Raw genomic sequence first — 16,730 nt, forward strand, 5'->3', positions numbered from 1 at the left:
TATATAGAAACTATGTGGTGGTGTTGAAACTTGGCGACGATCAAAGATGTGGCGGAACTGGCGGGGGTATCGATTGCAACGGTATCCCGCATGGTCAATCAAAATGGATATGTCAGCAAGCAGGCGGAACAGCGGATAATGGATGCTATGGAGCAGTTGGGGTACGAGCCGCTGATATTCCGCCGGTTGGCGGATCGCAGCATGCCTACGATCGCTATAATTTTGCCTGATATTACAAACCCGTTTTTTTCCGAACTGGCCCGGGCCGTGGAGGATATTTGCCAGCAGCGGGGTTATACCGTGTTCTTCTGCAATTCCGACAACCGTGACTTTAAGGAAAAAAGCTATCTGGAGGCGCTGCGCAAACGGCGCATCGACGGGATCATCTATGCCTCCAATTATCTGACGCAGGAGGAACTGAACAAGCTTCGCCGGGACAATATTCCCGTGGTGGTGCTGGACCGTTCGTCCGATACGGAAAAATGCACGTTAATCCGCTGCAACAACTACGAGGGAGCTCAGCTTGCCGTAAAGCATCTGCTTGACATAGGCTGCAAAAAGATCGCCCACATCTATGGTCCACAGGAAATCGTCACCGCCCAGGAACGGCTAAACGGTTACGAAGACTATGTTAAATCTTTTTCTTGGTATACCCCTTCATTAATGGCGCCCGGTCACTTTCAACTGGAGGGCGGGATGCAGGCGGTCGAAACGCTGCTGCTGCGGCATCCCGACATTGACGGCATTTTTGCCGGCAACGATTTTATGGCGATCGGCGCGCTTAAGGCGCTTCACCGGAAGGGTGTGAAGGTGCCAGACGACATCGCCGTATGCGGATTCGACGGCATTAAGCTGGCCGAAATGATCGAACCCGAACTGACGACCGTCGCCCAGCCCATTTACGAAATGGGAGAAAAAGCGGCGCGCACGCTGGTACAACAGATCGAAGCACGGGATACGAAATTCGACGCCGAGGTCATCGAGATCAACGTGTCATTAATCATCAGGGATTCAACGCGAAGGGATAGTGAGTAGCAATGACAGGCATGCAAAATCCTAATATTGTCGTAATCGGCAGTATGAATATGGATATTGTCATAGAGACCCCGGTTCTACCCGAAAAAGGAGAGACGATCATGGGCGCCGGGGTCAAGCTTCTGCCCGGAGGAAAAGGGGCGAATCAGGCCGTGGCGGCTTCCCGGCTCGGCATGGAAACATCTTTTATCGGTGCTGTGGGAAAAGATCGCTTTGGCGAGCAGATGCTGCAGGAATTAAAACGGTATTCCATTGTTCAGGCACTGAACGTGATGCCGGAGGAGAAAACGGGAATCGCTTCGATCTGGGTCCACGACCGGGACAACCGGATTGTGGTCGTACCCGGGGCGAACGGAAAAATCACCTGGTCCGATATCGCGCAGCGCAAGTCGCATATCGACCGGGCGGATGTTGTCCTGCTGCAATTGGAGATTCCGCTGGATACAGTGGTAGAGTGTATTAAATACGCGCATGGGATTGGCAAAAAAATCATCCTGAATCCGGCTCCGGCCCAGCCGTTGCCGGAAGAAATTTACCCGATGCTGCATTTGTTAACGCCAAACCGCCAGGAGTTGTCCATTTTGGCGGGCATGCCGGAGATTTTGAAAGTAACCGATTTCTCTGCGCTTTATGCCGCCATGCGGAGGATGATCGATAAAGGGCTTCCTTCCATTATGGTTACGCTTGGGGCGGATGGCGTGGTGCATATGAATGCGTCCGGCCGTACGTTCCATATTCCCGGCAGAAAGATGGAGGTCTCGGACACGACGGGAGCCGGGGATTGCTTTAACGCGGCCCTTGCGGTGTCCATCGCCAAAGGCTTGGGGCTAAAGGAGGCGGCCGAATACGCCGTCGCCGCCTCGGCGCTGGCGGTCACCAAATTTGGGGCCCAAAACGGGATGCCCGAGGCTTCGGAGGTGGACCTGTTTCTCGCAGGGAGCGTTTAGAATCGTGGATGAAGATGTTATGGGGGAAACCAAAATGCGAAAAGTATGGTGGAAAGAAGCGGTTGCGTATCAAATTTATCCGCGGAGCTTTATGGATTCGAATGGAGATGGCGTCGGGGACATTCCTGGCATCATCTCCAGGCTGGATTACTTGCAAGAGCTGGGGATTGATGTCATCTGGATTTGTCCGATCTATAAATCGCCCAATGACGATAACGGTTATGATATCAGCGATTATCAGGACATTATGGACGAATTCGGCACGATGGAGGATTTTGACCGGCTGTTGTCCGGCATCCATGAGCGGGGTATGAAAGTTATTATGGATCTGGTGCTGAACCATACCTCGGACGAGCATCCGTGGTTTATCGAATCCCGGTCTTCCCGCGATAACCCGAAGCGCGACTATTATATTTGGCGGGACGGCAAGGACGGGGGCGAGCCGAACAACTGGGAATCGATGTTTAACGGTTCGGCCTGGGAATACGACGAGACGACCGGACAATATTTCCTGCATCTGTATTCCCGGAGACAGCCGGATCTGAACATGGAAAATCCCCAAGTCCGCCAGGAGCTGATCAACATGATCCGCTGGTGGCTGGATAAGGGTATCGATGGGTTCAGGGTCGACGCGATCACGCACATTAAGAAGCTGCCGGGGCTGCCGGATATGCCCAACCCGCACAAGCTGCGGTATGTGGATGCCATGGACGGGCACCGCAATGTGGAAGGAATCCATGATTTCCTGCAGCTGTTCAAGCGCGAAGCTTTTGCCGACTACGATATTATGACGGTAGGGGAAGCTAGCGGCGCGCCGATTTCTGAAGCCGACCGTTGGATCGGCGAAGAGAACGGGGCCTTCAACATGATCTTCCAGTTTGAACACGTCAATCTCGATTTCGGTCCGGAAGGCCGCTGGGATTTCGGGCCTTGGGAGATGGCGAAGCTGAAGGGAATCATGAAGAAGTGGCAGACGGGGCTGGAGGGCATCGGATGGAACGCGCTCTATTTGGAAAATCACGATCAGCCGCGTTCCGTCTCCCGCTTTGGCGATCCCGACAACTACCCGAAGGAATCCGCCAAGATGCTGGCTACCTTTTTTATGCTGATGCAAGGCACGCCGTTTATTTATCAAGGACAGGAAATCGGCATGACCAACGTCGTGTTTAAGGAGCTGACCGATTACCGCGATGTGGAAATCTACAACTTCTACCGCGAACGCTTGATGGACGGCAAAGATGTCGAGGAAACGATGCGCAGGATCGCTTACCGGGCCCGCGACAACGCCCGCACGCCGATGCAATGGGACGATTCGCTGTTTGGCGGGTTTACAACCGGCGTGCCTTGGATCAACATTAACCCCAATTACCGCGAAATCAACGTGAAACGGCAGCTTCAGGAAGCGGATTCGGTCCTGAATTATTACAAAGCGCTGATTCGCCTGCGTAAGGAAAACGAGGCGCTGATCTACGGAAGATACGACGGCTGGCTGGACGATCACCCGGAAATCTTCGTCTATTCGCGCACGTTTGAAGGACGGGCGTTCCTGATCGTGCTGAACTTCTACGGCAATGCTCCGGAATTTACCGTTCCGCCGGAGTTTGCAGGTTTTAAACGGGATGTTGTGCTGTCCAATTACCCGGACCGACCAGACCGGAAGCAGAGCAGCTTCACGATGCGTCCTTATGAAGCGGTTGTGTTTCGGCTGGAGCGTTAGTTAAACTAGCTTCCATTTAGGAGGGATTGCGAGGGATGGAGAAGATGATGAAGATGATGAAGGCTGCCGTGCTGGATGCGCCGTTTAAGCTGGAGGTACGGGAGGTTCCCGTTCCCAAGCCGGGACCGGATGAAGCTTTGATCAAGGTGCACTGTATCGGGATTTGCGGCTCGGACGTGCATTATTACGAGCATGGGCGGATCGGCCGCTATGAAGTGAAGCAGCCGCTGATTTTGGGCCACGAGTTGGCCGGCGTGGTGGTGGAGACGGGCGAGCGGGTGACCAATGTCCGCGCGGGCGACCGGGTCGCCGTCGAGCCGGGCGTCACCTGCGGCAAATGCGCGTATTGCAAAAGCGGGCGCTACAATCTTTGCCCGGAGGTGGCGTTTATGGCCACCCCGCCGGTGGACGGGGCCTGGGCCGATTACGTGACCGTCCGCAGCGATTTTTTGTTTCCGCTGCCGGCGGAGATGTCCTTCGAGGAAGGCGCGCTGCTCGAGCCTTTGTCGGTCGGATTTCATGCCGTAAAGCGGGGACGGATTCAGCCGTACGACCGGGTGCTGGTCCTCGGGCTCGGTCCCATCGGGCTGCTGGCGCTGGAGGCGGCTAAAATGTTCGGTGCCTCCCAGGTTTTCGGCAGCGATGTGGTCGAGTTTCGTCGCAAGCTGGCTTTGGATATGGGAGCCCAGGAGGTGTTTGATCCGTCGGCCCCGGGTTCCTTGGAGGAGCGGCTGGTGGCGCTGACCGGGGGAGAAGGCTTCGATTTGATCATCGAGACCTCCGGAAATCCCGGGGCCATCGCCGACACGATCCGGTTCGCAAAGCGCGGGGGACGGATCGTCCTGGTCGGTTTGCCGGCCAAGGATGCCGTGCCGGTCGATATCGGGGCGTTGATCGACGCCGAGCTAGACGTGTGCGGTGTTTTCCGCTACGCAAATACGTATCCGGCCGCTATCGAGATTTTAAGCCGTGCCAAGCAGGATATCCGGAAAATAATTACGCATAAATTCCCGCTGAGCGACATCAAAAACGCGGTCGAACTGGCAAGGACGAACAAAGAAACCAGCGTCAAGGTGATGATTTACCCCGGCGGCGGGGAGCTTGGGGAGAACTAATATCAAGTAGTATGGGCACACCACAGTAGAGAGAAGACCTCTTTGCTGTGGTGTTTTTTTGTCTGTTGAAAGGGGGCTCGGCCCACTGGAAATCGCCGATTTGCAGCCGGCTGCTGCAACGATGAAGACGATCCCACCGTTGGCTGCAGGGATGACACAAAGCTGCCCACCGTTGGCTGCAGGAATGACACAAAGCTGCCCGCCGTCAGCCTCTGGAACGACGATGGCGGCCCGTCGCCGGCTGTGCCGTTGAAAATAGCGGAAATTTATGTTCTTATTATCCGGAGCCAGGCGTGTTCCTCCCCATTAGCGGTATTTTTTGTCCTTATTCCCTGTGAATGGTCCCGAACGCATGCATTTCCTTGCGGCCGGGGAAAATAGCGACATAAATTTCCTCTATTTCTCTCAAAAGGACGGATACCGATGGAATAACGCCATTTTTTTCCCTTATGTTCTTCGCTTGAGTTTCTCAGACAGAACGCGAAAATTCTAATGGTTGTGAGCGCCGCTAATTGGGCAAAAATGGGGACCTGCAAGATGTAACGGTTGCGATCGAGCTTATTCCCCGTGTTTTCTTAGGAAAAGGGCTGTTTCGCCTAAATAAACTCGCTCACAACCACCAGAAATGGAATCTCGTTTTTTTCGCTCCAATAGGCGCGCTCCCAACCGTTAGCGTAGAAATGTACCTATTGCTGGATCGTTTCTACTTCGACCACGGGAACCGATATTTGATTGGCTCCAGCAAGGCTTTGCAGCAGTCCATTCGGCGCTCCTTCGCCCGGTCCTGTAGCCCGCCCATCGCCCGTTCCTTCACCCTTTCCAGCAGCTTGCCCTTCAATTTGCCCGTCACCTGATCCTGCAACCTGTCCTGCAGCTTGCTCATCAATCTGCCTGTCATGCTGCTCTTCAACCTGGCTCCCGATCCGCCCATTACCTGATCCTTCACTCTTACTGTTAACCTGATCCTCAACCTGATCCTCAACTTGTCCTTCCCCATTCGGTCCGCTCGTTTCCCCGCCGGTTTGTCCCTTCAGCGCCGCTGCGATTTGTCCTATTAATTGCTCATCTACAGTTTGTTCGGCGTACTGCTTAAAGCGTCCCGTGACGGTGACATTAACCGCTTCGGCGGAAGGAGGGATATCTCCTCTTAACAGGATTAAGCTATTGCTGCCCATACATAGCGCTTCTCCCGCTCCGGAACGGATGACGGTGCAGGTGAAGCGGACCAGCGAGTTGGGATACTGGCTGACGCTGTCGGCGGAAATATCCAGGATATCCTGCTTGACGCCTGCGAATTGATAAATGCCGCCGGAACGGACGAATATCGCCGTTTGTCCTTCCCCTTCGCCAACCGGATTAACCACCAGAAGCGTTCCATCCGGCTGGATGGTCAGGCTGTCTCCCTCTATGGAGTAGAGGAGCGCAATGTTGCTCTCGCGCACTTCAAATGCGGCATAACGGGCGTTCCTCGCCTCGGATGCCGCTTCGATGACGATAACGGGATTGGTATCCGTACTTAAGTCCGGATCGACCGCAATAGTGCGGATTTGTTCCTGCGGAGTGAGGGCCTGATTGGACAAAATCTGCACGCTTTCCTCCGCGTTCATGCGGCCAAAATATAGCTTATTGTTTTGGTCTGTCGCCGCTACATAAAGCTTCGATCCGAAACGGTCGCGTCCGCTCACGATATGCGCATAGCCGCTTCCACCCGCCGGGGAAGGAAGCATCCGGGCCGGTTCAGCCAAAGTCCAGGCCAACTCGGCCGCCCTGATTTCCGCCTGCGTATCCTGATAGTGGCCGATGGCCGTGTAAAGGTCGATCGCCTCCTGGTAATCGCCGTTTGCCGCGTTTTTTTCGGCACGCAGCATCAACTCTTCCATTCGGCTTTTAGCTAAAGAGAGTACCTTGGACTCCGGATAGGCAGAGCTAGCGAATGTTGTGAATTGCCGAGCGTGCATGGCGAAAGCGGCGTAGTCGTCATTGTCCCAGTCATTTTTCAGCAGCGCTTCAATCAAGCTGTCCGCTTCGGAAATGATCCAGGGGGCTTCCAGGTTATTGGACTTGTATTCCGCAAGCATGGCGGAAGCATCGCTCAGCATGGGTTCGACGAGCCCTTCGGCGGCCATCCGCGTCAGCTTGGTTTCGTCGTACCTCCGGAAGGCTGTAATTAGTTCATCAAGCCATTCCTGCTCCGTACCGAGCAAGCCCCCGGGAATGCGCAGCAGATTCCGCCTAAAAGATTCATCCTCATAACTCGAAGCGGTCAGATTTTGGTCCATTTGCTCCAGAAACATCGTTTTAAAACTTCTGAAATAACCGGTGAAGTTTTGCGGGAAGCGGTAATGCTCGGACAACTGACGGTAATAGTCGTTGTAAGGCTCTTCCGGCGTCAAATAACGGCTTTGCGCCTGCTTAAGCTTGGTGTAGGCGTCCATAAGCAGCTCAAAATCACGCTCGCTATCCGCGCGGGAAGCTTGTTCGGCAATGTTCGCCAAGTCTTCCTTCATGACGGAAATGGGGGCGAGCTCCTCCAGCCGTGAGGATATAAGTTCCTCCTTGTAGCGTATGCTCCGGTTAATCCGCGCCTTCCGGTACCAGTCCTCGGCTTCTATAAGCTGCTTCCCGTGGTATAAACGTTCCGCCGTTTGAATGGCGGCAAGCTTCTGGGATATCCCGATGCCCTTGTGGACCAGCAACGGAATCGTCAATAGACATAACAGCATGAGCAGATAATGCAGGGTGAACCATCTTCTAACCGTCATAGGCGGCAGACCTCGGCTTTATTTGTTGAAAGTCGGCATCCCACTGGTATTTCTCCTTATGAATTCGGGCGGTCTCGGCCATAAGCTCTCCCCAATCCAGATCGGGCGAATCGGCGATCATCCGGAATAGCCGGAGGAAACGGTCCTTGGGAAGCTTGCGGGCATATCGGGCAATGAAGTCCGAATAGGCTAGAACGTAGCGTTTCAACCTAACGGCCGCTCCGGCCACGCCCGCCAGGATGTCTTCCCCGCGCTCCATATCCAGGATTTGCCGCTCATACTTGATAACATATTGAAAAGCTTTGTCTTTAATGAGCTCGCGCTTAATTTTGGCAAGCTCGCCAATATACGCGGCCAGATCGGAATCGAAATCTTCCAGCAGGAGCGGCGTAAGCTCCAGATCCATATCTTTCCTCAGCACAAATGACTGCAACAGGATCAGCTGCAGCTTGCGGATGTGGTCGTTTTGCACGATCCTGGCGACTTCCCGCATCATCTCATAGGAGCGCCCTTCATCCTCTTGGGCAACAGCAGTCTCAAGGTTACGTACAAGACCTGCGGCGATTTTATCGCGATCGCGGTGGAACAGCTCGTTCAGCTTGACTGAAATGCGGCTGTGGAGCGTTTTACGGTGAACAAAATAGAGCAGCCCAAGAAGCATAATCCCCGTTGCGGCTGATATGGCCATAAGTTGAAGGGTCTGGCTGAACAGAATAGCGAGCAGCGTGAGAAACAAACCCAGCAGCAGATCATTGTGCTGGGCGCGCCGCGCTGCTTGACGCGCTTTTTGCGTCACCGGAATAAGACCGGTTTTGCCGCAGGCGGTGCATTTCTCCTCATTTAGCGCGGTATAGCTTTGGCAATATTTGCAGCATCTTAACTTTTCGTAGGCATATTTCGTTTTTAATGGAGGGTGCAGAATAACCGTTTTTTTCTTGTTCATGGCTCTCTCTCTTCACTGTTAATTAATTGGAGAAGTCTTCTGTCGAGCTCCGGCGGTGCAACAATTCGGTTTCTGCGAGAGTAATATATACAGGACTTAATGATGGCAAACAAAAACAACAGGACGAGGCATCCGTATGTAACCATATCCCATTTCCTTTCGTAATTAATGTGAGGATGACGACGTAAGACGGATTTTAGCGAATAATGGCGGTGCGATCTGGTTTTTTCGTAACCTTTTCTTAAGGTTTATCTATTATCATTAGTATAGTATATAACTGGAACTGCTTCTATTTTCATTTTGCGAGGCCGTTCAGAAAGTCATCTTTATGACCATGCATTTATATCTAAAAATAAAGGGGCAATATTATGCAGCATCGATATAAACAATCCGCACGTATATTAACGGTTTTGATGGTCATTTGGTTACTGGCGTCCTTTGCCGGCGTCGCTATGGCCGGCGCTGCGGCGGCCGCGCAAGGAGCCGCGGCTCAGCAGACTTCGTCGATCGATGCCGTGCTCGTTGTCGATATAAGCAACTCGATGAATACGAGCGACACGAATAAAGTCGGAAATGAAGCGATGAAGATGTTCATCGACATGCTATCCGCGAAAGGCGACAAGGTGGGGATTGTGGCTTATACGGACAAGGTCCAGCGGGAAAAGGCGCTGCTGAAGATTCAGTCTCCGGAGGATAAGCAGGATTTAAAGAACTTTATCGACGGACTGGACAGAGGCCCCTACACCGATATCGCGGTGGGTGTTCGGGAGGCGGTGAAGGTGCTGCAAAACGGGGCCGAACCGGGGCACGAGCCGATGATCGTGCTGCTGGCCGACGGCAACAACGATTTCAACAAAAGCTCGGGACGGACGCAAAGCGAGTCCGACCGGGAGCTTGGCGAGGCCGTTGATCAAGCGAAGGCCGCGGGCATTCCGATCTATACGATCGGGCTGAACGCGGACGGCAAGCTGAACAAGGCGCCGCTTGAGGATTTGGCCGATCAGACGGGGGCAAAATCGTTCTCGACCAGCTCGGCGGACGATCTCCCACAAATCCTTAGTGAAATCTTCGCCAGTCATTTGAAGCTCAAAATTGTACCGATCCAGAGCATGACAGGCACCGGCAGCTTCCAGGAAGTGACGGTGAACGTGCCGAACGCCAATGTGCTCGAAGCGAATATTTCCATTATGTCGTCCAAACCGGTTGAAGCGGAGCTGGTGAACCCCTCCGGCGACAAAGTGGCGGTGCCTTCGGACGACGTGATTTTGTCCAAGTCGAAGAGCTATTCCCTCATTAAGCTGTTGACTCCCGCCGAGGGGGATTGGAAGCTCAGAGTGAAGGGCGCGGCCAAGGACAAAATCGACATCAATCTCGTCTTTAACTACGATCTCAAGCTGGAGATGGACAAGATCGCCGCGAAGAGCTACAAGCCGGGTGATAAGGTGGACATCGGAGCGTATCTGACGAGCAATGGGCAGAAGCTGCAAAATGACGAGCTGTACACGAACATGAACGCGGTGCTCATCGTGAAGGACCTGGATAGCGGCAAAACGGAAGAATTGAAGCTGAACAACACGGGCGAGCGATTTGAAGGAACGTTTCGTTTTGCCGAAGCCCACGATTATGAATTAAAGGTCCGCGCCGAGGAAAAAAGCTTCTACCGGGAAACCGATCCGGTGACGCTGAGCGCCAAAGATAACGCCGGCGGAGCGGCGGCTACGCCGGCCGGTCCCCCGGCAGGGAGCGCAGAGAAGCCGTTCCCTTGGCTGATCGTTGCCGGTTCGGCAGTGGCTCTAGCCGTGCTCGCCGCGGCCGCCTACTTTATTGCCGGCACGGTCAAGCAAGCGAATCGCGGCTTCGTGGGCCAGATCGTCATCGAGATTCGCGACGAGAACACGAGCGAGAAATCCTTCCCGCAATATAAGAAGCTTACCGCGTTCAAGGGCAAGTTTAATCTCCATCAGCTGCTGCAGCTGGCGCCCGAACTGAAGGAAACGGAGAAAGTCGTGTTCACCCCGGCCAAGGGAGACCGCATTACCCTGCGCAACGCTTCGGCCGCGCGCCTCGAGAAATCCGGACGGGCCGTGGATGCCGCCGCCGGGCTTGAGCTCAAAAGCGGGGATCGCGTGTCCTTGTCGCTGCAACAGATCGACAAAACGATTTTCATCGAGTACCTGGTGTGACTGCTTAATCAATATAAGTTGAACTAAAGAAAGGGGGGTGTAAGGCAAGAGTGTGAAATGGTTCTGAAGAAACGGCAGTGGTCGCCTTTGTGAGCGGATTTCTACCTTGTATGAATCTACTTAATTCTAGAAATCCGGGAACAACAGCGATCGTAAGAACATTTCACACGGCTGCCCTTATCCGTACAATCTATAATTCAACTTATCGACCCTATTCTAGGAGGAAAACAAATGAAGCCGATCGTTAGAGAGCATATTCAGCAATTGGATGTTTCGCTTGGCGGAGGGATCGTCAGCGATAAAATTCGAGTAGATACGATTGATAACCCGATCCTCATTATCGGTCTTGGCGGAACCGGGATCGATGCCCTGCTGCGCTTGAAATATCAAATTAACCGCAGATTCAGGCTGCCGGAAGATCCGTTGTCCAAGAAAAAACGCGATAAGCCGGACAATGTGGAATTTCTCGCGTTTGAGACCAATGAGCAGGATCGCAGCAAACGGTACAAAGGCATCGGCCTCGATCCGATCAATGAATTCGTGCTGCTGTCCAACCCGGAGATCGGCGGCCTGCTGCAAAACCGCAGCATTTTGGAGCCGTACATTACGGATTGGCTGTCGCCCGAGCTTAGCATCACCGACGGCATGAACGGCGCGGCCGGTGTCCGTCAGGCCGGACGGCTGCTGCTGTTCACGAAGATCAACCAGGTCGTACAGGCGATCGACAAGAAAATTAAAACCTTGTCCGTGGGCACCAACAAGAAGCTGATGGTGTTTCTGCTTACCGGCTTGTCCGGCGGCACGGGCAGCGGCTGCTTCCTCGATATCGCTTATATCGTACGCGGCATTATCGAGCGCGATCACGGCTCGGCCGGGATTGACCGGGTGAATATCCTGGGCTATTTGTTTACGCCGGATATCAATTTGTCCAACAAAAGCCTTAGCGAGCATACGCGCGAGTACATCAAGAAAAACGGCTACGCCGCGCTGAAAGAGCTTGATTACTGGATGAACGTGGATCATCGCAGCGAAAGATTCAAGCAGCAGTACGGCAATATTTTGAACGTCAACTCTCCGCTGCCTCCGTTCAACCTGTGCCATTTGATCTCGGCGACCAATACGGAGGGCAAGCTGCTGGAAAACGCCTATGACTACTGTATGAACGTAACCGCCGAGAACATTACGAACTTTATGGCCAATGAAGAAAAGCAGTCCGGCGAGGAATTCGCCATCCATGACTATATCAGCAATATCCGCACGAATATTGCGCAAATGAACAAGGTCTATCCGGCCAACTATGAATACAACATTATCGGGGCCTCCTCGGCGGTGCTGCCAATCGAAGAGATGACGACCTATTTGGCCTACCGTCTGTTCGACAAGATGGAGAAAATGTTCCATCAGGCTCCGACCCAGGAGGAAGTGGAGAAGTTTGCCCGCAAGCTGGGCGTCGATCTGGACAGCATCGTCAAAACCTTCGAAGCCCGCGTGCCCGAGCCGCTTCCGGGTTACGAAAACAGCGAACGGCTGAGCTATGCCAACGTCGTGAAGTCCCAGGTCGTGAACCTGGATACGGAGCTGGAGCAATCCTTCCTGGCCCGGGCCAGAGAAGAGTACATCAAGGCGAAAAAGCAGCTTCCGGGCGAGCTTCTGGAGCAGTTCAGCGACCAGATTCGCCGGCTGTTCCTGCATCCGGAGCAGGGGCCGTTTTATGTCTCCAGGCTGATTCATACGGAAAAAGGCTTCTGCCTGCTGAAGATGCTGCTCTCCTACATTGAGACGCTGCGCGAGAATCTGCTCAGGATTCCCCGTGAGATTGAAGCGGCGCAGGATCATGCCCAGGAGAAGCTGGGCGACGCCAAAAGCGCGTTCGTATCCAAGGAGAAGAAGAAAAACGCCTATATTGAAGCCAAAATCAATGAATACTGGCTCCACGCGGATGTGGAGCGCACCGAGCAAATGATCGAATTTTACGAGGACCTGTACGACCTGCTGAACCGGGAAAACAACCGCATTTACAGCGTATTCACGGAAATCCTGAACGCGCTCAGCTCGATTTTCTCCAAGAACGGGGACATTTTGACGAGCGGCGAAGAGCAGGTGGATCATAAGGGCAACAAAACCTACTATTGGAACATCGTCAGCGTGCCTGACATTTCCAAAGTGGTCAGCGGCATTATGGAGCAAAAGGATGTCGACGATCTCATTCGCGATTTTGCAGCAGAATTGCTGGACAACTCGAACCAGTGGGTCAAAGAGCAGGAAATCGATATCGTCAGCTCCATTTCCGATTTCCTTTCGGAAAAATTCGGCGATCTCATTACGAAATCGATGGAGGATTTCCTGATCATCAAATACGGACAGGATGAGCCGATCGAAAAATTCGTCGAGCGCCATATCGCCAGCAAGCTGGATGAAGAGGCCGTGCCGGTGTTCCATTTGTCGAACAGCACGGGCAACCTGCATTTCCCTTCCTGGGGGTTTGTATCCGTTCCGGTCAAGGCGCCGAGCATCCTGAAGGGGATTCGCAATTACCAGAACAATGCGATCGGCAAGTCCCATTTCACGGTGAAGGAAAGCGAAGTGAAGAACCGCATTTTCTGGTTGAACACGCGCAACGGCGTGCCGCTTTTTGTCTACACGCCGCTTAAGGTTTACGAGGAAAGCTACGAACGGACGATTCTCGATAAAGAAGGCATCGGCCGCCACCTGGTGCAGACGGAAAAGAACAACTGGACCTACCTGCCGTCGCCGATCCCTGAGAAGTCCTGGGGCGAAACTTACGTCAACCCGCGCGTGAAAAGCTATAATGCCCGCGTGCGCGAAGAGTTTGCCAAAGCGCTGGCGTTAAAGGTCATCGTGGAAAAGGACGCCGATCAAAATACGAGCAGCCGTTATTCGGTCGTGTTCACGAAGCCGTTCTCCCTGCAGGATAAGCTGGCGGCGTACGATATGCGCCTTGAGGCCGCAAAGCCGAATTTGGGCGAAGTGAAGCGGGCGGCCGTCGAACTTAAGCGGCTGCTTGCGGAGGGACTTCCGCAGGAGAGCGTTAAGGATATCTTCGGCAGCATCAACGAAGAGATGGCCAAGGAGAATTTGATCCGTTCGCCGCAGCTGACGGCCGCCGTACGGCAGGAAATCGCCAAGTACGTTGAAATCGCGGCGATGGCGGCGAAGCTGGACGCGGTGCTGGAGCAGCATCAGGATGAGGAGAAGTGGCTCGAGCAGTTCATTGAGGCGCTGTATACCGGCACGGTGACGAAGAAAGGCGCGCTGTATGTATACGATCGCGATCCGGAAGAAGAGGCCTGGGAGCCTTTTGCCAACCTGATGAAAAGCCAGAATTATGTGGAATATGAAGTGTTTGTCCATTTCAGAGGCCTGGATGAGAAGAGCCGCAGCACACTGATGCGCAAGGCGTCGCGCCGTGCCGCGGAGCTGACGGCTTCCGAAAATATCGAGCCGCTCCTGCAAACGCTCGATGAGCTGGCCGCACGATTCCTGGAGGGGCGGGACTCGCTGGAATATGAAAGAGCGGCGCTGGCGAACGGTGACGAAATGTATCAGTTCTACAAGCAGGTTGCCGCGAAGCTGAACGACATCCGCAGAAGGCTGAAATAATGGTCAGACGGAAGCTTGCGCAGTTCGCCGCCGAGTATGACCGGTCCGAAGAGCGGCTGACCGGGGGCGATGACCAGAGCAGCATTCATTATCCCGCCGTGTTTCTGTTTATCGGAGACAAAAGCCGTGAGGCCATCCAGCCGATCATGCGGATGAACGAGAAGAAATGGGAAAACAGCGAGGGATTGATTTATTTATACGCAGGCTCCGCGGGCGAGCCTGCTGACGCTCGTCTGCTGGACTATCATTTTCCGGTGGCGGCGCAAGAAGAGGCGAACCCGCAAACGCTCCGCCCCGGCCTATACCGGCGGTTCTATGCGGATGCGCAGGGCTTGCCGGAGCTTAACCGTGTTTTACGGCAGGCCAGCGGAGCTCTGGCGGAGTACGGAAGGCTGTACCCGGCCTTTGACCGGGTGCGCCTCTCGATCGTTACGCGGGTCGACGATCCGTTTAATGTGCTGGTTCCGGAAATATCGCTGCTCGCGGAAGCGATATTCCGCCAGTCGTTCAAGGCGGTGCAAATGGATTTGTACGCCTTGATCAACGAGCGCGAAGGGGCCGAAGCTTTTGGATACAGCAGCTCGCTTGGCGTCGCTTTTTTGCGCGAGCTGAACCTGATGCAGCAGCCGGATTTCGCATTGACCGCCCCGCTTCACGTTACCGAGGACGGACTGGCGATTCCGGTTTCGCATCCGCCTTCGCCATTGTTCGATCTCGTCTATATTTTATCGGATCGCGACGAACGGGGAATTGCCTCAAACCAGGGAATGCAAGGCTGCTATGAGGCGATATCCCATATTAGTTTGCTTAAGAACAGGCAGTACAAGGAGCAGATGTTCCACGCGAACAATGCGGCTTACAACAATACTTCCTTCAAAAACAACATCATGACCGAATCCGGGCGGCAGGGTTTTGTTTCGGCCGGATTGTCCAAGGTGAAGCGTCCGAACCAGTCGATCGCGCTGGCCGTTCTGTATCATTTTTACAGGGGATTGCTCACGAGGATGAAGCAGGAGCCCGGGTTATCGGCGGCGGAGAAGCTGGCCTTTTTCGGAGTGGACGCAGCAGCCCTGGATCGCGCCTCCCTGCAGTTGACGCCTTCGCAGGAACGCTTAAACGAAATGCATGGTTTGATGATGAACGATATTAGCTACGCGGCAATCCGCAAGCTGCCTTTGAAGGAAGCCGAGGAAGCTTTGTTCGGCGGCGGCGGGGAAGCCTTTTTCCGCAGCAACTTCCAAGAGGAGGCGGCGCGCCGTCTGCAGGAATTCCGGGCCGGTGAATGGCTGGACGCGGCGATCAAGCAGTCGCTTTCGCAGCATCCCGATGTGGAGATCTATTCCTTGGCGGCCTGGACCGCGGATGAGGCGGATGATGGCTCTTCGGGCATTATGGACCAGCTTAGGAACGGCCGCAGGGAAACGGAGATGCTGCTGGCATCGGCCAAAGCCGAGCTGGAGCAATTCCGTCAGGGCTGGGTGGAGGAGCAGAGCTTTCCGCGCCTGCCGATGATGGACCGGCATAATTTACGCAGCTTGATCCGTTATTTGTTTGACCAGGTTTATTCCAGAAGAAGGGAAATCCTGCTGCTGGAAACGAAGCTAACGCTGATCGCCAAGTTCGAAGAAGCGATTCGGCAACTGCATGACCGGTACCGCGCCGTGATCAATCAGCTCGAAGTGATGGAGCAAATGCTTCGCGACACGGCACTCGTCAGCACCCAGACCGCGGACGATTATATCGGCCAGAATATTATGGAGTACTACGAGCGGGTCACCGCCGAAATTATGGAGCAATGGGAAAGCAAACGGGGAAAGCAGGCGTTTTTTGCGGACAGTATGATGGGGGATTCCCGCCGCTTGCTTGAGCATGGGATCGAGGGGTTGGCGGACCGGCTCATCGGAGTATGCCGCACCGCGATTTTAACGTCGCCGATGTTTTCGCGCGCGTTCGAGGAGGAACTGCTGCAGCGCGCCAATGTGACGGTAGAATACGGCAACAGGTCCGTGCTTACCAAGGAAGAGCTGTTCAAGAAGCTGTACCGCATTTTGGAGGATAATGCCGCGATCCAGCTTCGTCTCTACGATTACACCCAGGAGCACCGCTATGAGGAAAAATATGTTTTCGGCGATTTTACGAGCGAGTTTGTGCAGCATATTTTTCAGGCGGATGAGTCGTCGAGAATTTACAAGCTTGGTTGTGTGCACGAGAAGCGCAGCAGCGGCGTAGAGAAGCTGAATCTGATGGGGGGCTTCCACCTCGAAGATCTGATGTATTACGTAAACGGGAAAGTGTACTATGAGACTTATGTCAAAAACGGGTACGAGTTTCACGGAATCGACCAATCCAGGCTGCCAGAGCTCTGTTGACCTGCCCGCCCCCAAAATTATGATGAGACAGGTTTTGA

General features: G+C 54.0%; 9 protein-coding genes. 7 read left to right on the plus strand and 2 right to left on the minus strand.

Translation table 11 applies throughout. The features are described 5' to 3' along the window. Positions 1-30 precede the first annotated feature (30 nt). Genes NYE69_RS05650 through NYE69_RS05665 form a run of 4 tightly spaced genes read left to right on the plus strand, consistent with a single transcriptional unit; the run spans position 31 to position 4,814 of the window. A complete protein-coding gene (locus tag NYE69_RS05650) occupies positions 31-1,035 on the plus strand; it encodes a LacI family DNA-binding transcriptional regulator (protein ID WP_340925001.1) in 1,005 nt (334 codons plus the stop codon). A gap of 2 nt (positions 1,036-1,037) precedes the next feature. Further along, entirely contained in the window at positions 1,038-1,982 is a 945-nt protein-coding gene (rbsK, locus tag NYE69_RS05655; RefSeq protein WP_340925004.1) for a ribokinase, read from the plus strand. Between the two features lie 34 nt (positions 1,983-2,016). Next, a complete protein-coding gene (locus NYE69_RS05660; protein ID WP_340925007.1) occupies positions 2,017-3,699 on the plus strand; it encodes a glycoside hydrolase family 13 protein in 1,683 nt (560 codons plus the stop codon). Positions 3,700-3,734: 35 nt separating this feature from the next. Beyond that, complete coding sequence (locus NYE69_RS05665; protein WP_340925009.1) at positions 3,735-4,814, plus strand: NAD(P)-dependent alcohol dehydrogenase; 1,080 nt, start codon at positions 3,735-3,737, stop codon at positions 4,812-4,814. Positions 4,815-5,500: 686 nt separating this feature from the next. Here NYE69_RS05665 and NYE69_RS05670 read toward each other — a convergent pair. Together NYE69_RS05670 and NYE69_RS05675 are read right to left on the minus strand one after the other, a co-directional pair. Then, positions 5,501-7,576, minus strand: coding sequence for a hypothetical protein (locus tag NYE69_RS05670; protein WP_340925012.1), 2,076 nt, complete (start codon positions 7,574-7,576; stop codon positions 5,501-5,503). After that, the gene (locus NYE69_RS05675; protein WP_340925014.1) at positions 7,566-8,519 is read right to left on the minus strand and encodes a hypothetical protein; all 954 of its coding nucleotides are present in this window, start codon (positions 8,517-8,519) and stop codon (positions 7,566-7,568) included. The genes NYE69_RS05670 and NYE69_RS05675 overlap by 11 nt, the downstream gene beginning before the upstream one ends. Positions 8,520-8,887: 368 nt before the next feature. On the opposite strand from NYE69_RS05675, the gene NYE69_RS05680 reads away from it, so the two are divergent. The 3 genes from NYE69_RS05680 to NYE69_RS05690 all read left to right on the plus strand — a co-directional run bounded on the left by NYE69_RS05680 (position 8,888) and on the right by NYE69_RS05690 (position 16,692). Further along, positions 8,888-10,702 (plus strand): vWA domain-containing protein, encoded by a 1,815-nt coding sequence (locus tag NYE69_RS05680; protein WP_445744750.1) that lies wholly within the window; start codon positions 8,888-8,890, stop codon positions 10,700-10,702. Between the two features lie 231 nt (positions 10,703-10,933). Beyond that, complete coding sequence (locus tag NYE69_RS05685; protein ID WP_326043895.1) at positions 10,934-14,323, plus strand: tubulin-like doman-containing protein; 3,390 nt, start codon at positions 10,934-10,936, stop codon at positions 14,321-14,323. Next, a complete protein-coding gene (locus tag NYE69_RS05690) occupies positions 14,323-16,692 on the plus strand; it encodes a transcription initiation factor TFIID (protein WP_340925022.1) in 2,370 nt (789 codons plus the stop codon). Before NYE69_RS05685 ends, NYE69_RS05690 begins: the two co-directional genes overlap by 1 nt. Positions 16,693-16,730: the final 38 nt, after the last annotated feature.

The sequence above is a fragment of the Paenibacillus sp. FSL R5-0527 genome (assembly GCF_038008055.1).
Taxonomy (GTDB): domain Bacteria; phylum Bacillota; class Bacilli; order Paenibacillales; family Paenibacillaceae; genus Fontibacillus; species Fontibacillus macerans.